This is a genomic window from Geodermatophilus sp. SYSU D01119 (assembly GCF_054049975.1).
The window spans coordinates 71,681-93,786 of the sequence record NZ_JBJGYL010000005.1; the positions used below are offsets into that span (position 1 = coordinate 71,681).

Sequence of the window (22,106 nt, forward strand, 5' to 3'; positions counted from 1 at the left end):
CCCGGGGTCAGGCGCGGCGGGCTACCAGCTGGACGAGGACCTCGGTCGCGACGTCGGTGTCGTCGGCCAGCGAGGTCACCTCGCCCCGCTCCACGCGGGCGAGCATCAGCTCGTTGAGGCCGCCGACGGCGGCGAGCACCAGCGCCCGGTCGACCGGGCGCACCTCGTCGGGGTGCCGCTCGGCGAGCTCGGCGGCCACGCCGCAGATTAGCTCCACGTAGCGGTCGATCACCTGCCGGCGCAGGGCGAGCGCCGGCCGGCCGGCGGCCTGCACCTCGACCAGCGCCGCCCAGGCCACCTCCGGGTTGGCCGCGAGCACCTCGAGGTAGGCGCGGACGGCGGTGCGCAGCCGGTCGGGCCACGCCAGGCCCGCGGCCCGCTCCTGCGCCGCCTGCACGGTGGCCAGCATCTTGTCGGTGGCCCGCGTGTACAGCTCGAGGAGGCAGTGCTCCTTGTCGCGGAAGTGCGCGTACACGATCGTCTTGGACACGCGGCCCTCGCGGGCGATGTCGGAGATCGTCGTGGCGCGGTAGCCCTTGGCCGCCATGCAGGTGGCCAGCGCGAGCAGGATCCGGACCCGCCGATGGGCGTCGTCCTCGGTGAGGTCCTCCGGGGTCACGAGGGCTTCCACGCCCGCGATGCTAGGCGTCGTCGGCCCCCGCACCGGCCTCCGACGCGGCGTCGGCGGCGTTCCCCGCGTCCGCGGACGGCCCGGCGAACGACTCCGCGACCACGACGGCACGCGCGGTGTACAGCAGCCAGTCGTACGGCGTGCCCCACACCTGCTCGACCGGCACCTGCTCCCACCGGGCGCCCGGGCCCGTGCAGCGCAGCGCGGTGAGCCGGGAGAACGGCAGCGCGCCGGTGCGCAGCGCCTCGTCGAGGTCGGGGTTGTAGCCGACCGGCACCGTCACCCACAGGTGCCCGCCGGGGGCGAGGAGATCGTGCAGCCGCCGCACCGCCCGCGCCGCCTTCCCCGGGTCGCGCGGCTCCTCGTCGAAGCCGACGTGCTCCAGCGTGCTGATGGCCAGCACGAGGTCGTAGCGCTGTGCCGGGTCGAGGTCGACGACGTCGGCGTTGCGCACGCCCGGCGCCCGCTCGTACTTGTCGACGACGTCGTGGCCCACCGGCCGGTAGTGCGACAGCACGTTGCCGACCTCGAGGACGCGCGGGGCGGGCCCGGGACCCGCGAGCGCGGCGTCGAGGACCGCCTCGGCGAGGGGCACCTCGACGGCGCGCTCGTTGAGCCACGTCCAGTGGTAGGGGTGCCGCAGCAGCCGGTGCTCGGTGCCCTCGTGCGTGACGGTCGCCGCCCACGGCCGGCCGGCGCGGGCGCGCCCCAGCGCCCACCGCGTCCCCCAGGACAGGCAGGCGGCGGCGACCGGGACGGCGCCCCGCTGCCGGGTGTGCTGCAGCACGCGGGCGGCGACGGCGGAGGCGGGCACGGCGCAGGAGTCTAGGTGCGCGCCGCGCCCGCCCCCGGCCGGCGGCGCGGGCCGGCGGGGTCAGCGCGGCGGCATGCGCAGGGCGCCGTCGAGCCGGATCGTCCCGCCGTCGAGCACGGGGTCGTCGACGATCGCGAGCGCGAGGCGGGCGAACTCGTCGGGAGACCGAGCCGCCGCGGGTGCGGGGTGGCCTGCCCGAGGGAGTCCCGCACCTCCTGGGAGAGCCGGGCGGGGATCGGGGTGTCGAAGTGCCGGGGCGATGGTGACCACCCGGACCAGCCGCTGGGCGAGGTCGCGCGCGGCGACCAGGGGAAGCCCGACGATCCCCGCCTGGGCCGGGGCGCAGGCGAGCTGGCCGACCTGCCCCTCGTGGGCCGCCACCGACGCGGTGAGCACGCAGACGCCGCGCTCCTCGCCGCCGAGGGGCTCGTGGGCGGCCATCCGCGCCGCGGCCCGGCGAAGGACGGTGGAGGTGCCGATCAGGTCGACCCGGACGACCGACTCGTAGGGCTCCAGCGACCCCGGCCGGCCGTCCCGGTCGACCACGCGCAGCGCGCCGCCGCGGCCGGCGCAGTGCACGAGCGTGCGCAGCGGCGCGAGCTCGTCGGCCACGGCGACGGCGGCCGCGACCGCGTCGGGGTCGGTGACGTCGGCAGGTCGACCAGCACGGTGGGCACGCCGCGCTCGGTCCGCCGGCGGGCGGTGGCCGGGCCGAGGCCCGACGCCCCGCCGGTGACGACCGGGGAACCTGCGGTGACGTCCAGGGCCTGCCTTCCCTCGGGTACGCGCCGGGCGGAGCCCCCCACCGCGGGTGAGTGGACTCACCGCCGGTGCGGGAACACATCGGCGGCCGCCGCTGTCGTCCCCTGGGTGACCGCCCCGACGAACGAGCGCACGCCGGTGCGCGCCTACGCCGTCTGGCTCACCGCGCTGGCCGCCTACGTGGTCGCCGTCTTCCACCGCGCCTCGCTCGGCGTGGCCGGGGTGGAGGCCCAGCAGCGCTTCGACGCCGGCGCCTCGGCTGTGTCGCTGTTCCTCGTGCTGCAGCTCGCCGTCTACGCCGGCCTGCAGGTGCCGGTGGGCGTGGCCCTGGACCGCTTCGGATCGCGGCGGCTGATCGTCGCGGGCGGCGTCACGATGGCGGCCGGGCAACTGGTGCTGGCGCTGGCCACCGACGTGCCCACGGCGATCGCCGCGCGCGTGCTCGTCGGCGCCGGCGACGCGATGACCTTCATCAGCGTGCTGCGCGTCGTCGGCTTCTGGTTCCCCGGGCGCACCGTCCCGCTGATCACCCAGCTCACCGGCATCCTCGGCCAGGTCGGGCAGATCGTGGCCGCATACCCGCTGGTGGCGCTGCTGCACTCGGCCGGCTGGCGCAGCACCTTCCTCGGCGCGGCGGCGGCCGGCGTGCTCGTCGTCGTCCTGGTGCTCGCGACGCTGCGCGACACCCCGCCCGGGATCGAGCTCGCGCCCGCCGCGGGCCTGGCCGACGTGCGCCGCAGCCTCGCGCTCACCTGGCGCGAGCCCGGCACCCGGATCGGCCTCTACACCCACCTGGTCACCCAGTTCTCCGGCACGGTGTTCGCGCTGCTGTGGGGCTATCCCTTCCTCGTCGTCGGGCAGGGGCTGTCCCCGGCCACGGCGGCGTCGCTGCTGACCCTGCTGGTGCTCGTCGGCATGGGCGTCGGGCCGCTGCTCGGCCGGCTGTGCGGGCGCTGGCCGCTGCGCCGGTCGGTGCTGGTCTTCTCGATCCTCGTGCTGACCGCGGGCACCTGGACCGTCGTGCTGCTGTGGCCCGGGCGCGCGCCGCTGTGGCTGCTGGTCGTGCTCGTCGTCGTGCTGGGCACCAACGGCCCCGGCTCGATGATCGGCTTCGACTTCGCCCGCACCTGGAACCCGGCCGAGCGGCAGGGCAGCGCCAGCGGGGTGGTCAACGTGGGCGGCTTCGTGGCCTCCCTGCTCACCATCCTCGCCGTCGGCGCGGTCCTCGACGCGCTCACACCCGGCGCCTCCACCGCCTACGACCTCGACGCGTTCCGCGCCGCCTTCGCCGTCCAGTACCTGTTCTGGGCGATCGGCCTGGTCGGGGTGGTCAAGCACCGGCGGGCGCTGCGCGCGCGGCTCGCCCGCGACGGTGTCGTGCTCGCGCCGCTGTACGTCGCGGTCTCGGCCCGGCTGCGCGGGGGCAGCGCCTACCGCTGACCGGTCGCGCCCGGGAGGGCGCTCCCGGCAGGATCGCGGTCATGGACGTCGTGGTCGGGCTGGACAGCGGGACGACGGCGACCAAGGCGGTGACCGCCGGCGCCGACGGCCGCGTGCGCGACCTGGTGAGCGTCGGCTACCGCCTGTCGGTGCCGGCGCCCGGGCGCGCGGAGCTCGACGCCCGGCGGCTGGCCGACGCCGCGGTCGAGGCGCTGGCCGCCGTGAGCGCCGCCGCCCGCGAGCGCGGCGACCGGGTGGTCGGGATCTGCCTGTCCGCGGCGATGCACGGCCTGGTCCCCATGGACGACGACGGCCGCCCGCTCGGCCCGGTGGTCACCTGGGCCGACGACCGCGCCGCCGGCTTCGCCGAGGCCCTGCGCGCCGACGGCCGGGCCGGCGGGCTGCACACCCGCACCGGGACGCCGGTGCACCCGATGTCGCCGCTGCTCAAGCTCGCCGCGATGCGCGCCGAGGACCCCGACCGGCTCGCGTCGGTGCCGCGCTGGGGCGGGGTCAAGGAGCTCGTCGTGGCGGCCCTGCACGGCGGGCCGCAGGTGCTCGACCGGGCCTGCGCCTCGGCCACCGGGCTCTACGCCATCCGTTCCGGCGCCTGGGACGCCGAGGCGCTCGACGTCGCCGGGGTGCGCGCGTCCCAGCTCGGCGAGGTCCTGCCGACGACGGCGGTGCTGCCCGGCCTGCGCCCCGAGGTGGCCGCGGCGGCCGGCCTGCCGCGGGACACGCCGCTGGTCCTCGGCGCCTCCGACGGCGTGCTGGCCAACCTCGGCATCGGCGCGGTGCGGCCGGAGGTGGCCGCGGTGTCGCTGGGCACCAGCGGGGCGATGCGGGTCGTCGTCCCCGCGCCCACGGTCGACCCCGCCCACCGGCTGTTCTGCTACGCGCTCACCGAGGACCACTGGGTGGTCGGCGGCGCGGTGAACAACGGCGGCTCGGTGGTGCGCTGGGCGGCGCAGGCGCTGGCCGACGGCGACGCGCTGGGCGGCGAGGAGGCCGACGAGCTCGACGCCCGGCTGCTCGAGGAGGCGGCGGGCGTGCCGGCCGGCAGCGCCGGCCTGCTGTGCCTGCCCTACCTGCTCGGCGAGCGGGCGCCGTGGTGGCGCTCGGGCCTGCGCGGCGCCTACGTGGGCCTGCGCCGCGAGCACCGCCGCGGGCACCTGGTGCGCGCCGCCGTCGAGGGGGTGTGCCAGCAGCTGGCGCTGGTGCGCGACGCCTTCTCGGCCACCGGGCTGCCGGTGTGCGAGGTCCGCGCCACCGGTGGCGCGGTGGCCTCGCCGCTGTGGGTGTCGACGCTGGCCGCCGCGCTCGACCTGCCGGTGCGGGTGGCCGACTCGCCCGAGGGCACGGGGCTGGGCGCCTGCCTGCTCGGCCTGCACGCGCTCGGCGCGCTGCCCGACCTCGACGCCGCCACTGCGCTGGTCGGCGTCTCCGACCCGGTCGAGCCCGACCGCGCCGCCGCCGACCTCTACGCCCGCACCCGGCCGCTGGTCGAGCAGTCGACGCGGGCGCTGGCCGACGTGCTCACCACCCTCGACGCCCTCGACGACACCCCGTCCCAGACCCCCGCCTGAGCCCTGGAGGAACCGCCATGCCCGAGGTCGAGCCCGTACTGGGTGCCGGTCCGCTGCTCCTCATCGCCGCCGCCGCGGTGGGGGTCCTGCTGTTCCTGATCATGAAGCTCAAGCTGCACGCCTTCCTGGCGCTCATCCTCGTCAGCCTCCTGACCGCGCTGGCCACGCGGATCCCGCTCGAGGACGTCGTCACCACCCTCACGAGCGGGTTCGGCAGCACACTCGCCAACGTCGCGCTGCTGGTCGGCCTCGGCGCGATGCTCGGCCGGCTCCTGGAGCACAGCGGCGGGGCCCAGGTGCTCGCCGACAGCCTCATCGGCCGTTTCGGGGAGAAGCGGGCACCGCTCGCCCTCGGCGTGGCCGCGCTGCTGTTCGGCTTCCCCATCTTCTTCGACGCCGGCCTCGTGGTCTTCCTGCCCATCGTGTTCACCGTGGCCGCCCGGCTCGGCGGCTCGCTGCTCACCTATGGCCTGCCGACCGCCGGCGCCTTCGCGGTCATGCACGCCTTCGTGCCGCCGCACCCGGGGCCGGTCGCGGCCGCCGAGCTGGTCGGGGCCGACATCGGGCTGACGCTGGTGTTCGGGCTGCTCATCGGCCTGCCCACCTGGTACCTCGGCGGCTACCTGTTCGGGCTGTGGGCCGGGCGCCGGTACGACGTCGCCGTCCCCGACATCCTGGCCGACGGCTCCCCGCGCACGGCCGACGACGAGCCGGACCCCTCGGTGGAGGGCACTTCGCCGGCCATCGCGTCGGGCGGCTCCTCCGCCGGTGGCCGGGCCGGCACCGCGACCCGCCCGGCGTCGCCCCGCTTCGGCACGGTGGTGGGCATCCTGCTGCTCCCGCTGGTGCTCATCTTCCTCAACACGGGGCTGACCACGCTCGCCACGGCGGGAGCGATGGACGAGTCGTCCTTCGTCGTCCGGGCCGGCCAGCTGGTCGGCGCCACCCCGGTCGCGCTGCTGATCACCGTGCTGGTCGGGATCCTGGTGCTCGGCCGGCGGCGGGGGGAGAGCGGCGCCCAGGTCGAGTCGATCGTGAACAGCGCCCTGGGCCCGGTCTGCGCGATCATCCTCATCACCGGTGCCGGCGGCATGTTCGGCGGCGTCCTGCGTGCCAGTGGGATCGGCACCGCGCTGGCCGACGTCCTCGGCGACATCGGCCTGCCGGTCATCGTCGCGGCGTTCGTGGTCTCGGTCCTGCTGCGGATCGCGCAGGGCTCGGCGACGGTCGCCCTGACCACCACCGCCGGCCTTATGGCGCCGGTGATCGAGGTGTCGGACGGGCTGTCCTCGATCGACCTCGCCCTGATCGTCATCGCCATCGCCGCCGGGGCGACCGTGCTCTCGCACGTGAACGACTCCGGCTTCTGGCTGGTCAGCCGGTTCTTCCAGATGGACGAGAAGACGACGCTCAAGACCTGGACGGTCATGGAGACGCTGCTCGGGACGATCGGCTTCGCGCTGGCGCTCGTGCTCAGCCTCTTCCTCTAGCCGCAGGGGACGCGGACGGCGCCGTTCCGCGCCACGATGACGGCCGGACCGCAACGGAGCGGGGAGGAGTCGTCATGAGGGGTGCGGCGCGGGCGGCGGTGGCCGGGCTCGGCGCGGTGGCGGCGGTGGCCGCCCGGGACCTGGTGCAGCGGGAGCACACGCTGCTGCGCAACTTCCCGGTGCTGGGACACGCCCGGTACCTGCTGGAGTCGATCGGGCCGGAGCTGCGGCAGTACCTGGTGGCCGGCAACAACGAGGAGCGGCCCTTCACCCGCGACCAGCGGCGCTGGGTGTACGCCTCGGCGAAGGGTGAGAACAACTACTTCGGGTTCGGCACCGACAACGACCTCGAGTACACGGCCGGGTACCCGGTGATCAACCACCGCACGTTCGGCGGGGCCGTCCCGCCGTCGCACCCGCACTCGGCGGCCGACGTCGCGCTGCCCTCGGCCAAGGTGCTGGGCGGGCCGCGCGGGCGGGCGCGGGCGTTCCGGCCGGCGTCGGTGGTCAACGTGTCGGCGATGAGCTTCGGCTCGCTGTCCGGGGCCGCCGTCGAGGCGCTCAACCGCGGGGCGGCGCTGGCCGGGTGCCTGCACAACACGGGAGAGGGTGGCCTGTCGGTGCACCACCGGCACGGCGGTGAGCTCGTCTTCCAGATCGGCACCGCCTACTTCGGCTGTCGCGACGACCGGGGCCGTTTCGATCTGCGCCGGCTGCAGGACCTCGTCGCCTCGGCGCCGGTGCGGGCGCTGGAGGTGAAGCTCAGCCAGGGCGCCAAGCCGGGCCTGGGCGGGGTGCTGCCGGCGGCGAAGGTGAGCGCGGAGATCGCCGCGGCCCGCGGGGTGCCCGAGGGCGTCGACTGCGTGAGCCCGTCGCGGCACGCGGAGTTCACCGACGCCGACGGCCTGCTCGACTGGGTCGAGCTCCTGGCCGACGCCACGGGGCTGCCGGTGGGCATCAAGTCCGCCGTCGGGGACATGGCGTTCTGGGACGAGCTGACCTCGCTCATGGCCGCCGGTGACCGCGGGGTGGACTTCGTGACGATCGATGGCGGCGAGGGCGGCACGGGCGCCGCGCCACTGATCTTCACCGACTCGGTGTCGCTGCCCTTCCAGCTCGGCTTCGCCCGCGTGTACTCGGCCTTCGCCCGCCGCGGGCTGGCCGAGCGGGTCACCTTCGTCGGCGCCGGGAAGCTCGGCCTGCCCGACAACGCCGTCGTGGCGTTCGCGCTCGGCTGCGACATGGTCAACATCGCCCGCGAGGCGATGCTGGCGATCGGCTGCATCCAGGCGCAGAAGTGCCACACTGACACCTGCCCCACCGGCGTCGCCACCCAGAACGCGTGGCTGGCGCACGGGCTGGACCCGCAGCGGAAGTCGGTGCGGCTGGCCAACTACGTCGCCACGCTGCGCCGCGACCTGCTCAAGGTCGCCGAGGCGTGTGGCGTCGAGCACCCCGGGCTCATCGACACCGGCTCGGTGGAGGTGCTCACCGGGCGGACGGCCTCGACGCCGCTCGGTGAGGTCTACGGCTACGAGCCGGGGTGGGGGCTGCCCTCGGCCGCCGACCGCGCGGAGGTCGTCGCGCTCATGACGGCCGAGGCACCCCAGGGCGGCTCGGCGCCCCCGTCGGAGCACGCGCAGGGCTGACCCCGGCCCCCTGCAGGGGCCCGCCACGAGCCTGCGAGTGGTGGGGGCAGGGGGTCCTTCCGCTATGCCTCGCCGCGGAGGAGCTGCTCGAAGGAGGGGACGTCGGCGAAGGGGTCCACCGGCCGGGCCGACGCCGGCCGGCCGGTGACCAGGTCGGCCAGCTCGCCGGCCGCGCGGGTGATCCGGCCGCTGAGCTCGGCGCTGTTGCCGTCGCCGCCGGCCCAGTCCTCGCTGGCCGCGAACACCGCCGTCGGCACCGTCACCGCCCGCAGGTAGGCGAACAGCGGCCGCATCGCGTGCTCGAGCACGAGCGAGTGCCGCGCCGTGCCCGCGGTGGCCGCCATGAGCACGGGCTTGCCGGTCAGCGCGTCCTTGTCGAGCACGTCGGCGAAGGACTTGAACAGTCCGCTGTAGGAGGCGGTGAACACCGGGGTGACGGCGACGACGCCGTCGGCCCCGGTGACGGTCTCGACGGCCGCGCGCAGCGCCGCGTTCGGGAAGCCGGTGACGAAGGCGTCGGCGAGGTCGCGGGCGTGCTCGCGCAGCTCGACGACCTCCACCGTGGCGTCCTCGCCCCGCTCGCGCAGGGCGGCGACGGTCGCGGCGGTCAGCCGGTCGGCGAGCAGCCGGGTCGACGACGGCGTCGACAGCCCGGCGCTCACCACGGCCAGCGTGCGGGTGGTCATGCGGGGACCTCCTCGGCGGTGCGCCCGGTGACGTCGTCGCCGGCGGCGTGCACGGTCGGGTCGACCGCGCCGCCGCGCGCGGCGACGCGCGAGGCGTGGGTGGGGGCGTCGGGCACGTGCGCGGGCTTGACGGCGGCGAACTCGCGGCGCAGCACCGGCACGACCTCCTCGCCGAGCAGGTCGAGCTGCTCGAGCACGGTCTTCAGCGGCAGGCCCGCGTGGTCGATGAGGAACAGCTGGCGCTGGTAGTCGCCGACGTAGTCGCGGAAGCCGAGGGTCCGCTCGATCACCTGCTGCGGGGAGCCGACGGTCAGCGGCGTCTCGCGGGAGAAGTCCTCGAGCGAGGGGCCGTGGCCGTAGACCGGCGCCTCGTCGAAGTAGGGCCGGAACTCGGTGACGGCGTCCTGCGAGTTCTTCCGCATGAAGACCTGACCGCCGAGGCCGACGATCGCCTGGTCGGCGCGGCCGTGGCCGTGGTGCTCGAAGCGCGAGCGGTAGAACTCGACCATCCGCTGCGTGTGCTCCTTCGGCCAGAAGATGTGGTTGGAGAAGAAGCCGTCGCCGTAGTAGGCGGCCTGCTCGGCGATCTGCGGGCTGCGGATCGAGCCGTGCCAGACGAACGGCGGGACGCCGTCGAGCGGCCGCGGCGTGGACGTGAAGCCCTGCAGCGGGGTGCGGAACCGGCCGGACCAGTCGACGACGTCCTCGTCCCACAGCCGGCGCAGCAGCGCGTAGTTCTCGACCGCCAGCGGGATGCCGTTGCGGATGTCCTGGCCGAACCACGGGTAGACCGGGCCGGTGTTGCCGCGGCCCATCATCAGGTCGACGCGGCCGCCGGCGAGGTGCTGCAGCATCGCGTAGTCCTCGGCGATCTTCACCGGGTCGTTGGTGGTGATCAGCGTCGTCGACGTCGACAGCTGCAGCCGGCTGGTCTGCGCGGCGATGTAGGCCAGCGTGGTGGTGGGGGAGGACGAGAAGAACGGCGGGTTGTGGTGCTCGCCCAGGGCGAAGACGTCGAGCCCGACCTCCTCGGCCTTCTTCGCGATGGTGACCACGTCCTGGATCCGCTGCGCCTCGCTGGGCGTGCGGCCGGTCGTGGGGTCGGTCGTGATGTCGCTGACCGTGAAGATCCCGAACTGCATCTCGTCCTCCATCTAGTTGAGAGCGCAACTACGGTACCGTCTGCAACGCCGTGCGCCCGCAGGCATTCCCCAGGTGCGCGTGACCGTGCCGTGACCTTCCCGTCGCGTTCGGTGACCGGTCCGGCACGGCCGGATGTCCCCACTCCGCAGCCGTCCGCAGGGCCCTCCCGGGCCCGGCCCGCCGGCTCCCGGCGGTGGGAGCCTGTGATCACCGTCTCCGGTCCGCCGGGACGGGCCGGGTCGGACGCGCACCGAGGGGGAACCGGGATGGCGCAGCAGGATCAGGGCACCGCCCAGCAGCGGGCGGAGGACGGGGCCGGGCCCCGGCCGGGCGGTGGCCTGGACGGCCTGCTCGGCACGGCTCCGGTGTTCACCGGCGCCGTCCGCGGCTACGACCGCATGCAGGTCGACGCGTACGTGGACTGGGCCGAGACCGAGGTGCTCGTCCTGCGCCGCGAGAACGACCACCTGCTCACCCGCTACGCCGCCGTCTCGGCCGACCTGCAGGCGGCGCGCGCCCGGCTGTCCTCGCTCGTCCGCGAGCGCGACGCCGCGCCCGGGCCCGAGGAGGCGCGGGCTCTGTACGAGCGGGCCGAGCGCGAGGCCGCGGCGCTGACGGCCGCCGCCGAGGAGGAGGCCCGGCAGGTCCTCGACGACGCGCGGACCGAGGCCGCGGCCCGCCTGTCGGGCGTCGCGGAGATGCGCGAGGCGGTCGCGGCGTTGCGCGAGCAGACCCGGTCGGAGGCCGCGGCCGTCCTCGAGGCGGCCCGGCGGGAGGCCGACGGCCTGCGCCGCGCGGCCGCCGAGGAGCGCGACCGGCTGGACCGGGAGGCCGCCGAGGCGCGTGCCCGGGCCGACGCCGAGGCGCTCGAGCGGCGCCGCGCGCTGGAGTCCGAGCTCGCCCCGCTGTACGCGCGGTGCGAGCAGGCCCGCGAGTGGCTGCGCCGGCTGACCGGCCAGCTCGACGAGGCGCTCGCCGTCGTGGCCGGGGCGCTGCCCGGCGACGTCGCCGTCCTCGCCGACCGCCGCGAGTCCGCCGCCGCGGACGGCCCGGCCGCCCCCGCGGACGGCACCGCCGCCGCCGACGGCGGTGCGTCGCAGCTCACGGTGCTGCAGGGCGGCAGCCGGCCCGAGGTCGCGGCGGCCTCCTGACCGGCGCGGACGCCCGTCCGGCGGGGTCCCGCGGGACCCCGCCGGCCTCGGCCGTCCCACCGGCATCTCCGGTCCCGTGTTGTCACGGACCGGTAACGACGCCTACCGTGGCCGCGTCCGGTCGGTCGTCTCGTCCCCACCCGGGGAGCCTGACCGGACGCCGCCGAGTCGTGTCCGCACCCGTGGGCGCGAGCCGGGGACCCACCGCAGTCCTGGGGTGAATCGCACCCCGGCGAGCACCCGCTCGCCTGGTGCGTAGGGCTTCTTCCCGCCCGAACCCGTCAGCTAACCCGGTAGGCGGCTTCCGGAAGGAACGGAGAGTCTCCGCATGCCCGCCTCCGGGCCTCCCCGGCCCGCAGGTGCAGCCGCGCGCGCGATGCGCGCCCCCGCGTCCGCCTGACGCCGGCTCCCACCTGCCTGCCACCGGCGCCCCGCCGCCGGGACCCGTGGACCGCGACATCCGCCAGACCGCGCAGCGCCGCCCCTGACCGGGGCTGCCGCGCACTCTCCCTCGGAGCACCCACCCCCTCATGCGTTCCCGTACCCGCACCGCCGCCGCCGACGCCCCCGCGACCGTCGAGGCCTCCGCCGTCGACAGCACCGCCGTCGAGTCCGTCACCGAGAGCACCGACACCGCCGTCCTCGACGCCGTCCGGCCCGCGAGGGCCCGCCGGGCCCGCCGCAGCTCCCCGCCGATGGGCCCCCGCCGCCCCGCGCTGCTGCTCGGCGCCGCGGCCGCCGGCGCGCTCGTCGTCGGCGTGCTGTCCGCCAGCAGCCCCGCCGCCTCCGCCGGCACCGAGACCGTCAGCGCCTCGGTGAGCGTGGCCGAGCAGCTCGGCATCCCGCAGCAGCCGGCCGGCTCCGCGACCGTGGTCGAGCAGACCGACCTCGCGCCGCTGGAGGACCTCGCCGCCTCGCGCAGTCAGCGCTCGGCCGAGGAGACCACCGCCGCCCAGGCGCAGGCCGCCGCCGACCAGGCCGAGCTCGACCGCCGCGCCGCCGAGGAGGCCGCGCGGATCGCCGCCGAGCAGGAGGCCGCCCGCCGCGCCGCCGAGGAGGCCGCCCGCGCGGCCGAGGCCGCCGCCGCCGAGCAGGCCGCCGCCGCGGCCGCCGCGCAGCAGCAGTCGACCTCCGCCGCCGCCCCGGCGCCGGCCGCCTCCGCCGCCCCGGCCGCCCGCGGCTCCTTCAAGGAGTACGCGATGAGCAAGGTCGGCAGCGGCGAGCAGTTCTCCTGCCTCGAGAGCCTGTGGGGCAAGGAGAGCGGCTGGAACCCCAACGCGCAGAACCCGAGCAGCACCGCCTACGGGATCCCGCAGTTCCTCGACTCCACCTGGGCCAGCACCGGCATCGCCAAGACCTCCGACGGCTACCGGCAGATCGACGCGGGCCTGATCTACATCGAGGAGCGCTACGGCTCCCCGTGCGCGGCCTGGGCGCACTCCCAGTCGACCGGCTGGTACTGACCGGCACGGTGACGGAGGCCGGTACCCGGGTCGTGCCCGCGGGGTTCGTCCGTGCGCACACCCAGGTCCGGCGTCCGTCGCTGGTCCCGGAGGTGCGGCTGCACGTCGCCGACGACGTCGTCGCCCTCTGGGAGGCCATGGAGGACGCCGCCGGCGGCGCCGGTGAGGCGCCGCCGTTCTGGGCGGCCGCCTGGCCCGGCGGCCAGGCGCTGGCCCGCGCGGTGCTCGACGGCGCGGTGCCGCTGGCCGGCCGGCGCGTGCTCGACCTCGGGTCGGGCAGCGGCCTGGTCGCCGTCGCCGCCGTGCTCGCCGGCGCCCGCCACGTGCTCGCCAGCGACGTCGACCCGTTCTCCCGGACGGCGGTCGGCGTCAACGCGGGTCTCAACGGGGTGGCCGGCATCAGCGTCACCGGCGACGTGCTCGACCGCGAGCCGCCCGCCGTCGACGTCGTCCTGGCCGGCGACGTCTGCTACGACCGCGAGATGACCGAGCGGGTGCTGCCCTTCCTCGACCGGGCCCGCGCCCGGGGCTGCGAGGTGCTGGTCGGCGACCCCGGCCGCCCCTACCTCCCGCACGAGCGGCTCGAGCCGGTGCTCGCCCTCGACGTCCCCGAGACCGAGGGTCCGGGGCTGCGCCGCACCACCGTCTGGCGGCTGCCCTGACCCGCTGCGGCTAGCGTCCGCGGCGTGCGCCCCTTCGACTTCAGCGGCACCGCCGTCGTCACCGGAGCCGCCAGCGGCATCGGCGCGGCCCTGGCGCCGCAGCTCGCCGCCCGCGGCACCGACCTCGTCCTGCTCGACCGCGACGGCGACCGGCTCGAGCGCGTCGCGGCCTCGGTGCGGGCCGCCTCCCCGGCGCGCACGGTGGACACCGTCGTCGCCGACCTCGCCGACGCCGGGCAGGTGCGCGGGGCCGCCGACGCCCTCGTGCGCGACCACCCCGCGACGACGCTGCTCGTGAACAACGCCGGCGTCGCGCTGGCCGGCCGGTTCGACCAGGTGACCCTCGAGGAGTTCGACTGGGTCCTCGACGTCAACCTGCGCGCCGCCGTCCGGCTCACCCACGCCCTGCTGCCCACCCTGCGGGCGCACCCCGGCGCGCACGTCGTCTGCGTGTCCAGCCTGTTCGGGCTCATGGCGCCGGCCGGGCAGGTGGCGTACGCGACGAGCAAGTTCGCCGTCCGCGGGTTCGCCGAGGCGCTGCGCCACGAGCTCGCCGACGACGGCGTGGGCGTCACCAGCGTGCACCCCGGCGGCATCGCCACCCGGATCGCGGAGACCGCGCGGCTGGGCAGCGGCGTCGACCCGGTGGAGGCCGCGCGGGGCACCGCCGAGTTCTCCCGGCTCCTGCGCTACCCGGCCGACCGGGCCGCGCGGCGCATCGTCGAGGCGGTCGAGCGCCGCCGCCCGCGGCTGCTCATCGGCGCCAGCGCCGTCGTGCCCGACGTCCTCGTGCGGCTCGCGCCCGGCTCCTACGGGCGGGCCCTGGCCGGCGCGGCGCGGCTGGCCGGCCTCCGCCGCGGGGCCTGAGCCCGCCGGTGGCCGTCCACGTCGGCACGTCGGGCTGGAGCTACGACCACTGGGACGGCGTCCTGTACCCGCCGGGGACCCCGCCGCGGGACCGGCTGGCGCACTACGTGCGCCGGTTCGGCACCGTGGAGCTCAACGCGAGCTTCTACCGCTGGCCGCGCACCGCCGCCTTCGCCTCGTGGCGGCGGCGGCTGCCCGAAGGCTTCCAGCTGTCGGTCAAGGCCCCGCGCGGGCTCACCCACGCGAAGCGGCTGTACGGCCCCGAGGCGTGGGTCGAGCGGATGACCGCGGCCTGGCACGAGCTCGGCCCCCGGCGGGCGGTGCTGCTGGTGCAGCTGCACCCGGCGGCGGCGCGGGACGACGCCCGGCTCGCGTACTTCCTGGCGCTGGTGCCGCCGTGGATGCGGGTGGCCGTGGAGTTCCGGCACCCGAGCTGGCACGACGAGGCCGTGTTCGGGCTGCTGGAGCGGCACGGCGCCGCCTACTGCGTGATGAGCGGCGCCGGACTGCCGTGCGTGCTGCGCGCGACCGCGCCGTTCGTCTACGTCCGGCTGCACGGCCCCGACCCGGCGCACCTGTACGCCGGCTCCTATCCCGACGCCGACCTGCGCTGGTGGGCCGACCGGATCGGCGAGTGGGCCGGGCAGGGCCGCGACGTCTACGCCTACTTCAACAACGACGGCCACGGTCACGCCGTGCGCGACGCGGAGACGCTGCGGGCCCTGGTCGGCTGAGCGCGGGCCCGCCGCTGCCGCGAGACTGGGCCGGGACCCGCCGGGAGCGGCGGGCGGAGCCGGGGGAGGACGACGTGACCGAGCCGGAGGAGACACCCCGCGACGGCGGCCGCGTGGCGCGCACGGTCGAGGACTTCGTCACGCAGCTGCGCGGCTTCACCGACCGGGCCACCCGGCTCGCCGCGGGGGCGGTGCCGTCGGGGTTCACGCTGCCGCGGCTGCCCTCGCCGCCGGGGGCGTTGTCGGCGGCGCAGGTCCGCTCGATCGCCGCCTCGGTGAAGGCGCAGCGGCAGCTCATCGAGGGCCTGGTCGGGCAGCTGCAGGCCTTCGACGAGCAGCTCGCCGTCTTCGAGCGGATCCTCGACCCGCTCGTGGAGTGGAGCTCCACCTGGGCGCGGCTGGAGGAGTCCTTCGCCGACGTCGTCCGCCGCTCGCCGCCCCAGCCGGGTGGGCAGTCCCCGTCCGCGTAGCCGGCCCCGTGCAGGGGCCCGCCGCGAGCGTGCGAGCGGTGGGGGGCAGGGGGTCCTTCGTCAGTCCTCGAAGCAGGCGGTCAGCGCGCCCACCACCAGCGGGACGTCGAGCGCCGAGGCCAGCTCGCGGCAGGAGTGCATGGCCAGCATCGGCGCGCCGACGTCGACGGTGGCCAGCCCCAGCCGGGTCGCCGTCAGCGGGCCGATCGTGGAGCCGCAGGGCAGGTCGGCGCGGGAGACGAACTCCTGGACCGGCACGCCGGCCTCGGCGCAGCGCTCGGCGAACCAGGCGCCGCCGGCCGCGTCGGTGGCGTAGGCCTGGTTGGCGTTGACCTTCACCACCGGTCCGCCGCCGAGCTGCGGGGCGTGCGCGGGCTCGTGCCGGTCGTACCGGGTCGGGTGGACGGCGTGGGCCATGTCGGCCGAGACCAGCCGCGAGCGGGCCAGCGCCCGGGGCAGCGCCTGCGGGTCGCCGGGGTCGGTGACCGCCACGACTCGCCGGACGACGTCCTCGAGGAAGCTGCCGCGCGCGCCGGACATCGAGCCGCTGCCCACCTCCTCGTGGTCGTTGGCCACGAACACCTGGGTGCGCCGGCCGGGCGCGGCGGCGAGCAGCGCGGTCACCCCGGCGTGGCAGCTGGCCAGGTTGTCCAGGCGGGGCGCGGCGATCCACGTGCCGTCGGCGCCGGTGGTCCCGGCCGGCTGGGTGTCGGCGAGCACGAGGTCGGAGGCGAGCACGTCGGCGGCCGCGACGCCGACCGCCGCGGCGAGCGCCTCGGTCAGGCCGGGCTCGGTGCCGAGGTCCCGCGACCACACCGGGACCAGGTGCCGCTGCGGGTCGAGGGTGAGGCCCTCGCGCACCGAGCGGTCGAGGTGGATGGCCAGCGACGGCAGCCGCAGCGGGGCGCCGTCGAGCCGGACCAGCTCGGTGTCCCCGCCGCGCAGCACCACCCGGCCGGCCACGGTGAGCTCCCGGTCCAGCCAGGTGTGCCACAGCCCGCCGCCGTAGGGCTCGACGCCGACCAGCCGGTAGCCCGCTTGCCGGACGTCGGAGCGCGGGCGCACCCGGAAGGTGGGGGAGTCGGTGTGCGCGCCGACCAGCCGCATGCCCGCCTCGGCGAGCGGCGCGGCGCCCAGCCGGAAGGCGACGACGCTGCCGCCGCGCACGACGGCGTACAGGCCGCCGGGGGCGAGGGTCCAGGCGTCGTCCTCGGCCAGCACGGTGGCGCCGGCCGCGGTCAGCCGGCGGGTGAGCTCGGCGACGGCGTGGAAGGGGGACGGGGAGGCGTCGACGAGGGCCCGCAGGTCGTCGCCGAGGGAGAGGCCGGAGGAGAGGTCGGGCACCCTGCGATCCTGCCCGACGGACCGATGGCTGCCCGACCCCGGTCGTGAATGGTCATGCGTGGTCGTGCATAATCTCTCTCGTGTCCAAGGTGCTCACGTCCCTGCCCGTCGGCGAACGCGTCGGGATCGCCTTCTCCGGTGGTCTCGACACCTCCGTGGCGGTCGCCTGGATGCGCGACAAGGGCGCCGTCCCCTGCACCTACACCGCGAACATCGGCCAGTACGACGAGCCCGACATCGCCTCGGTGCCCGGCCGCGCCTCCGCCTACGGCGCCGAGATCGCCCGGCTGGTCGACTGCCGGGAGGCGCTGGTCGAGGAGGGCCTGGCAGCCCTGACCTGCGGCGCCTTCCACATCCGCTCCGGTGGGCGCAGCTACTTCAACACCACCCCGCTGGGCCGCGCGGTCACCGGCACGCTGCTGGTGCGCGCGATGCTCGAGGACGGCGTCGGCATCTGGGGCGACGGCTCGACGTTCAAGGGCAACGACATCGAGCGCTTCTACCGGTACGGCCTGCTGGCCAACCCGTCGCTGCGCATCTACAAGCCGTGGCTGGACGCGGCGTTCGTCGAGGAGCTCGGCGGCCGGCAGGAGATGTCGGAGTGGCTGACCGCGCACGGCCTGCCCTACCGGGACAGCGCGGAGAAGGCCTACTCCACCGACGCCAACATCTGGGGCGCCACCCACGAGGCCAAGCGGCTGGAGCACCTCGACGCCGGCATCGAGATCGTCGAGCCGATCATGGGCGTCCGGTTCTGGGACCCGGCCGTGGAGATCGAGACCGAGGACGTGACGATCGGCTTCGCCAACGGGCGGCCGGTGTCGGTCAACGGCAAGGAGTACGCCTCCGCCGTCGACCTGGTGCTCGAGGTCAACGCGATCGGCGGCCGGCACGGCCTGGGCATGTCCGACCAGATCGAGAACCGGGTGATCGAGGCCAAGAGCCGCGGCATCTACGAGGCGCCGGGCATGGCGCTGCTGCACGCCGCCTACGAGCGGCTGGTCAACGCGATCCACAACGAGGACACCCTCGCCACGTACCACACCGAGGGCCGGCGGCTGGGCCGGCTGATGTACGAGGGCCGGTGGCTGGACCCCCAGGCGCTCATGCTGCGGGAGTCGCTGCAGCGCTGGGTCGGCATGGCCGTCACCGGCGAGGTCACCCTGCGGCTGCGGCGGGGCGAGGACTGGTCGATCGTCGACACCACCGGCCCGGCGTTCAGCTACCACCCGGACAAGCTGTCGATGGAGCGCACCGAGGACCCGGCGTTCGGCCCGACCGACCGGATCGGCCAGCTGACGATGCGCAACCTCGACATCGCCGACTCCCGCGCCAAGCTCGAGCAGTACGCCCGGCTCGGCATGGTCGGCGGCGGCGGGGGCGACACCGCGGTGATCGGCGCGGCCCAGGCGGCGGCCACCGGCCTCATCGACGGGATGACCGAGGGCGGCGCCGAGGCGATCGCCGGCCGCGCCGTGGCCGGTGTCGACGACGAGGCCCTCGACCGCGCGGCCATGGAGTCCGGCACCGACTGACGGCAGGGGCCGCCTCCCGCTTGCGACTGACGGCAAGCGGTCACGGAGCGGGAGGGGCCGGGGCGGCGGTCAGGTGCCCCCACGGAGGGCGTCGACGGGCTCGATGCGGGCCGCTCGGCGTGCCGGGAGGCCACCGGCCACCAGGCCGACCACCGCGCCGAGCACGGCACCGCCCAGGGCGATCCACGGATCGACCACGGGAGTCCAGTCCCGCACCACGGAGACGCCGACGACCGCGAACACCCCCAGCGCCGCGCCGATCAGGCCGCCGAGCAGGCCGACGACGACCGACTCGGCGACGAACTGCCCGGCGATCTGACGCCCGGTCGCGCCGATCGCCCGGCGGAGGCCGATCTCGCCGACCCGCTCCATGACCGACAGCGTCGTCACGTTCGCGATGCCCACCCCGCCGGCGAGCAGCACGATCACCGACAGCACGAGGAACACCTCGTTCACGTCGGCCTGCACGTCCCGACCGAGCTCGGACCGGCCGTCCGGGGCGTTCACCTCCAGGCTCTCCGGGTCGTCGGGCGCCAACGCCAGCGCGGCCTGGCTCCGCAGCTGGGGACCGGCGCCCACGGCGATGCGGGCCTGCGCGTCGCCGGGGGCGGGCAGTCCGAAGTCCGCACGTGCCGTCCCGGTGGGGAGGATGACCGCGCCGAGCAACTCCGCGCGGGCGTCCATCGAGTCGACCACGCCCACCACGGCGTAGGCGATCCCGTCGATGAACACCGAGGGCTGCGTGTCGACCCGGACGACGCCCAGACGCTCGGCGACCCGGGCGCCCAGCACCGCCACCCGGTCGGCCCGGCTGTCGTGTCCGGCGTCGAAGAAGCGGCCGGTGGACAACTGCCCGCCCAGCGTGTCGAGCAGCTGGTCGGAGGCCGCGTAGACCGGGGGAGGGGCGCTCGGCGGCTGCGACGGGTCGTTCACCGGCACCGTCGTGACGACGGCCTCGGGCAGTGGCACCTCGGCCAGCAGCGCCGCCGACTCGATACCGGCCAGCCGCTCGAGCCGGGGGACGGTGTCCCAGGGCAGCGCCGTCGTCGCGACGGTCGTCCCGCCCCCGGTGCTCGCCGTCCGCGGGGTGACGACGAGCTGGGTGACCGAGTTGGCGTCGAACTGGCGGGCGATCTGCGCGGCGGCGGTCTGGGCGAGGCCGATGGTGGCGACGAGCGCGGTGATGCCGAGCACGGTGCCGAGGATCGTCATCACCAGGCGCCCGGGCCGGGAGCCGATGTCCGCCGTGGCCTCGCCGAGCAGGTCGGTGAATCGGAAGCGGTCGGCGGGCTCGACCGGCCCACCGGGGGTGGGGACGGGCCGCCGGCGCGGGCGGGCCGGCACGTGGGGCCGGGGCACGCGCCGCGGGCCGGTCGGCGGGGTGGCCCGGCCCGTCACCCCGCCTCGCTCACGCGGCCGTCGGCGAGCCGGATCCGCCGGGAGGCCCGCCGCGCGACGTCCGCGTCGTGGGTGATGACCACCAGGGTCAGCCCGCCGGCGTGCAGCTCGTCGAACAGGGCCATGATCCCCGCGGACGTGGCCTGGTCGAGGTTGCCGGTCGGCTCGTCGGCCAGGAGCACGCGGGGACGCGAGGCCACGGCGCGGGCCACGGCGACCCGCTGCCGCTCCCCTCCGGAGAGGGTCCCGGGGAGGAAGTCGACGCGGTGCCCGAGGCCCACCCGCTCGAGGGCCTCCCGGGCGCGGGGCTCCCGTTCCGCGCGCGGTGTGCCGTTGTAGAGCATGGGCAGCAGCACGTTCTCCAGCACGCTGCGCCGGGACATGAGGTGGAACGCCTGGAAGACGAAGCCGAGGTGCCGGGCGCGCAGGGCGGCCCGCTCGTCCTCGTCGAGCGACCCGGTCAGCACCCCACCGAGCCGGTACTCACCGACCGTGGGGCGGTCGAGGAGCCCGAGGACGTTGAGCATCGTGGACTTCCCCGACCCGCTGGGGCCGGTGACGGAGACGTAGTCGCCATCGGTGACGGACAGGCTGACCCCCTTGAGCGCCTGCACCTCGGGGGGACCCGGGAACGACCGGGTGACGTCCCGCAGCTCGATCGCCGGCGGCACGGCCGGCAGCGGAGCCGGCAGCGGCTCCGTCGCCGGGTCGACGGCCGGCGCCGCAGGCCCCGCCGTCACCGGCCGACCACCACGAGGTCGTCCTCCTCGAGGTCGCCCTCCACGGGGCGGACCTCGACGGCGCCGTCGGCGGCCAGCCCGGTCTCGACCACGACCGTCCGGGTCTCGGCGCGGGCGCCGTCACGGGGGTCGCCCTCGACGACCTCGACCCGCGCCTCCCCGCCAGGGCCGGCGCTCAGCGCGGCCAGGGGCACCGACAGCACGTCACCGTCCGTCGCCCCCACCGGGATCCGGACCCGCACGTTGGCGCCCTGCAGCTCGGTGACCTGCTCCGGCGTGAGCGGAGCGGGCTCCAGCTGCACCGTCCACCGGGCCTCCTCGCCCTCACCCGGGGTGACCTCGGTGATGGTGGCGGCGTGCTCGGTGCCGTCGGGCAGGTCGAACGCCGCCGTCATGCCCGGGCTGAGCAGCCGGGCGTCCGCGACGGCCACGGTGCCCGAGAGGCTGAGGGTGGCTCCCGACACGGTCATCGCCGCGCCCTGGAGGACCGCGCCGCGCCGCGCCTCCACCGCGTCCACCCGGCGCGGGAGCTGGGTGAGGTAGAGGACCTCGCCGGCGGGCAGCGCCGGGAGGGCGGCCTGCCGCGCCCGCGCGAGCTCCTCCCGCGCCTGGGCGAGCTGCTCCTCCGCGGCGGACAGCGAGGCGCGCTGCGCCGTCGTGTCGGCCGGGGCGTCGAGTGCCTGGCGCCGCAGCTGCGCGAGGGCGAGGGTGTCCCGCAGGTCCCCGATGGCGACCGCGTCGTCGGGCGTCGCCGCGAGGGCGGCGTCCAGAGCGCGCCGCGCACTGGCGACCGCGTTGTCCGCCTCCCGGACGTCGACCGCCGACGGTCCGCTCCGGGCGCTGGTCAGCTCGGCCTGCGCTGCCGCGACGGCCTGCTCGGCACCCCGGACGGCGTCCTGTGCCGCCAGCACGCCGTCCGCGGAGCCCTCCTCGGGAGCCGGGGGCGGGTAGCCGGCCTGGGCGTAGAGCGCGGTGACCGCGGCGGCCGCGGTCTGGTCGAACACGTCGTTGCCGGGATCGCCGGCGTCCAGGCCGACGGCGCGCACGGCCTCCTTGAACTGGACGACGTCGGGTCCGGACACCCCGACGCGCAGCGTCCGGTACGCCGGCAGCTCCCCCGGCAGGACGACGACCGGACGTCCGGCGACCTCCAGGGCCACCTCCACGGCGTCCAGCTCGGAGCCGACCTCGGGCACCTGGCCGGTGACGACGGCGGGCCCGGGGACGGCGGAGGTGTCGATGGTGACCTCGACCGAGTCGGCGTACCCGACCTCGCCCCGGATGGTGACGTCGTTGCTCAGCGCTCCGAACTCCACGGGCACGGTCACCAGGCCGGGTGCCGGCGCATCCGTCCCGGTGGCGTCCGGTGCGACCAGGAACCGGCCGGTGAGCAGCCCGGCGACCAGTGCGACGACCGCGACCGCGGCGGTGACCCACAGTGGGCGGTTGCGGTGCAGCAGCGAGAGCCAGGCCGACCGCCGGGAGGGCCGCGTCCCGGCCCGGGCCGGGAGGTCGAGGCCCTCCTCGTCCGGTCCGGTCAC

The 22,106-nt window shown here is 76.3% G+C and carries 20 protein-coding genes and 1 riboswitch; of the genes, 11 read left to right on the plus strand and 9 right to left on the minus strand.

The window, feature by feature from the left end; translation table 11 throughout:
• Positions 1 to 7: 7 nt before the first annotated feature.
• From ACI79X_RS05185 to ACI79X_RS05195, 3 genes are read right to left on the minus strand one after another with little or no spacing between them, the layout of a single operon-like run.
• Entirely contained in the window at positions 8 to 631 is a 624-nt protein-coding gene (locus tag ACI79X_RS05185; RefSeq protein ID WP_457024352.1) for a TetR/AcrR family transcriptional regulator, read from the minus strand.
• A 10-nt stretch (positions 632 to 641) separates the two neighbouring features.
• The gene (locus ACI79X_RS05190) at positions 642 to 1,445 is read right to left on the minus strand and encodes a methyltransferase domain-containing protein (protein WP_457024353.1); all 804 of its coding nucleotides are present in this window, start codon (positions 1,443 to 1,445) and stop codon (positions 642 to 644) included.
• A 60-nt stretch (positions 1,446 to 1,505) separates the two neighbouring features.
• Positions 1,506 to 2,057, minus strand: coding sequence for an SDR family NAD(P)-dependent oxidoreductase (locus ACI79X_RS05195; RefSeq protein WP_457024354.1), 552 nt, complete (start codon positions 2,055 to 2,057; stop codon positions 1,506 to 1,508).
• Between the two features lie 258 nt (positions 2,058 to 2,315).
• Between ACI79X_RS05195 and ACI79X_RS05200 the strand changes: the two genes are divergently transcribed.
• The 4 genes from ACI79X_RS05200 to ACI79X_RS05215 all read left to right on the plus strand — a co-directional run bounded on the left by ACI79X_RS05200 (position 2,316) and on the right by ACI79X_RS05215 (position 8,372).
• Complete coding sequence (locus tag ACI79X_RS05200) at positions 2,316 to 3,647, plus strand: MFS transporter (protein ID WP_457024355.1); 1,332 nt, start codon at positions 2,316 to 2,318, stop codon at positions 3,645 to 3,647.
• A 41-nt stretch (positions 3,648 to 3,688) separates the two neighbouring features.
• Positions 3,689 to 5,233, plus strand: a complete 1,545-nt coding sequence (locus tag ACI79X_RS05205) for a gluconokinase (RefSeq protein ID WP_457024356.1) — start codon at positions 3,689 to 3,691, stop codon at positions 5,231 to 5,233.
• 17 nt (positions 5,234 to 5,250) lie between these two features.
• Complete coding sequence (locus tag ACI79X_RS05210) at positions 5,251 to 6,723, plus strand: GntP family permease (protein ID WP_457024357.1); 1,473 nt, start codon at positions 5,251 to 5,253, stop codon at positions 6,721 to 6,723.
• Between the two features lie 74 nt (positions 6,724 to 6,797).
• Entirely contained in the window at positions 6,798 to 8,372 is a 1,575-nt protein-coding gene (locus ACI79X_RS05215) for an FMN-binding glutamate synthase family protein (protein ID WP_457024358.1), read from the plus strand.
• Positions 8,373 to 8,434: 62 nt separating this feature from the next.
• On the opposite strand, the gene ACI79X_RS05220 is transcribed toward ACI79X_RS05215, so the two are convergent.
• Positions 8,435 to 9,058 carry an FMN reductase gene (locus ACI79X_RS05220; protein ID WP_457024359.1) on the minus strand — a complete coding sequence of 208 codons (624 nt, stop codon included), beginning with the start codon at positions 9,056 to 9,058 and terminating at the stop codon, positions 8,435 to 8,437.
• The gene (locus ACI79X_RS05225) at positions 9,055 to 10,200 is read right to left on the minus strand and encodes an LLM class flavin-dependent oxidoreductase (protein ID WP_457024360.1); all 1,146 of its coding nucleotides are present in this window, start codon (positions 10,198 to 10,200) and stop codon (positions 9,055 to 9,057) included. The genes ACI79X_RS05220 and ACI79X_RS05225 overlap by 4 nt, the downstream gene beginning before the upstream one ends.
• Before the next feature lie 267 nt (positions 10,201 to 10,467).
• Between ACI79X_RS05225 and ACI79X_RS05230 the strand changes: the two genes are divergently transcribed.
• From ACI79X_RS05230 to ACI79X_RS05255, 6 genes are all read left to right on the plus strand, one after another.
• Positions 10,468 to 11,352, plus strand: coding sequence for a DivIVA domain-containing protein (locus ACI79X_RS05230; protein ID WP_457024361.1), 885 nt, complete (start codon positions 10,468 to 10,470; stop codon positions 11,350 to 11,352).
• Between the two features lie 151 nt (positions 11,353 to 11,503).
• Positions 11,504 to 11,668: riboswitch (cyclic di-AMP (ydaO/yuaA leader) on the plus strand.
• A 214-nt stretch (positions 11,669 to 11,882) separates the two neighbouring features.
• Positions 11,883 to 12,815 carry an aggregation-promoting factor C-terminal-like domain-containing protein gene (locus ACI79X_RS05235; protein WP_457024362.1) on the plus strand — a complete coding sequence of 311 codons (933 nt, stop codon included), beginning with the start codon at positions 11,883 to 11,885 and terminating at the stop codon, positions 12,813 to 12,815.
• An 8-nt stretch (positions 12,816 to 12,823) separates the two neighbouring features.
• Positions 12,824 to 13,477: a class I SAM-dependent methyltransferase gene (locus ACI79X_RS05240; protein WP_457024363.1), complete on the plus strand. Its 654-nt coding sequence runs from the start codon at positions 12,824 to 12,826 to the stop codon at positions 13,475 to 13,477.
• Between the two features lie 24 nt (positions 13,478 to 13,501).
• Positions 13,502 to 14,344, plus strand: a complete 843-nt coding sequence (locus ACI79X_RS05245) for an SDR family NAD(P)-dependent oxidoreductase (RefSeq protein WP_457024364.1) — start codon at positions 13,502 to 13,504, stop codon at positions 14,342 to 14,344.
• Positions 14,345 to 14,352: 8 nt separating this feature from the next.
• A complete protein-coding gene (locus ACI79X_RS05250; RefSeq protein WP_457024365.1) occupies positions 14,353 to 15,078 on the plus strand; it encodes a DUF72 domain-containing protein in 726 nt (241 codons plus the stop codon).
• A gap of 74 nt (positions 15,079 to 15,152) precedes the next feature.
• Positions 15,153 to 15,548 carry a hypothetical protein gene (locus ACI79X_RS05255; protein WP_457024366.1) on the plus strand — a complete coding sequence of 132 codons (396 nt, stop codon included), beginning with the start codon at positions 15,153 to 15,155 and terminating at the stop codon, positions 15,546 to 15,548.
• A gap of 60 nt (positions 15,549 to 15,608) precedes the next feature.
• Here ACI79X_RS05255 and ACI79X_RS05260 read toward each other — a convergent pair whose 3' ends face one another.
• A complete protein-coding gene (locus tag ACI79X_RS05260) occupies positions 15,609 to 16,892 on the minus strand; it encodes a M18 family aminopeptidase (RefSeq protein WP_457024367.1) in 1,284 nt (427 codons plus the stop codon).
• Between the two features lie 80 nt (positions 16,893 to 16,972).
• Here ACI79X_RS05260 and argG point away from each other — a divergent pair, with 80 nt between their 5' ends.
• On the plus strand, positions 16,973 to 18,427 hold the full coding sequence (gene argG, locus ACI79X_RS05265) for an argininosuccinate synthase (RefSeq protein WP_457024368.1): 1,455 nt from the start codon (positions 16,973 to 16,975) through the stop codon (positions 18,425 to 18,427).
• Between the two features lie 69 nt (positions 18,428 to 18,496).
• Here argG and ACI79X_RS05270 read toward each other — a convergent pair whose 3' ends face one another.
• Genes ACI79X_RS05270 through ACI79X_RS05280 form a run of 3 tightly spaced genes read right to left on the minus strand, consistent with a single transcriptional unit; the run spans position 18,497 to position 22,106 of the window.
• Positions 18,497 to 19,825 (minus strand): ABC transporter permease, encoded by a 1,329-nt coding sequence (locus ACI79X_RS05270; protein WP_457024369.1) that lies wholly within the window; start codon positions 19,823 to 19,825, stop codon positions 18,497 to 18,499.
• Positions 19,822 to 20,565 carry an ABC transporter ATP-binding protein gene (locus ACI79X_RS05275; protein WP_457024370.1) on the minus strand — a complete coding sequence of 248 codons (744 nt, stop codon included), beginning with the start codon at positions 20,563 to 20,565 and terminating at the stop codon, positions 19,822 to 19,824. Before ACI79X_RS05275 ends, ACI79X_RS05270 begins: the two co-directional genes overlap by 4 nt.
• Positions 20,562 to 22,106, minus strand: a complete 1,545-nt coding sequence (locus ACI79X_RS05280; protein WP_457024371.1) for a hypothetical protein — start codon at positions 22,104 to 22,106, stop codon at positions 20,562 to 20,564. Before ACI79X_RS05280 ends, ACI79X_RS05275 begins: the two co-directional genes overlap by 4 nt.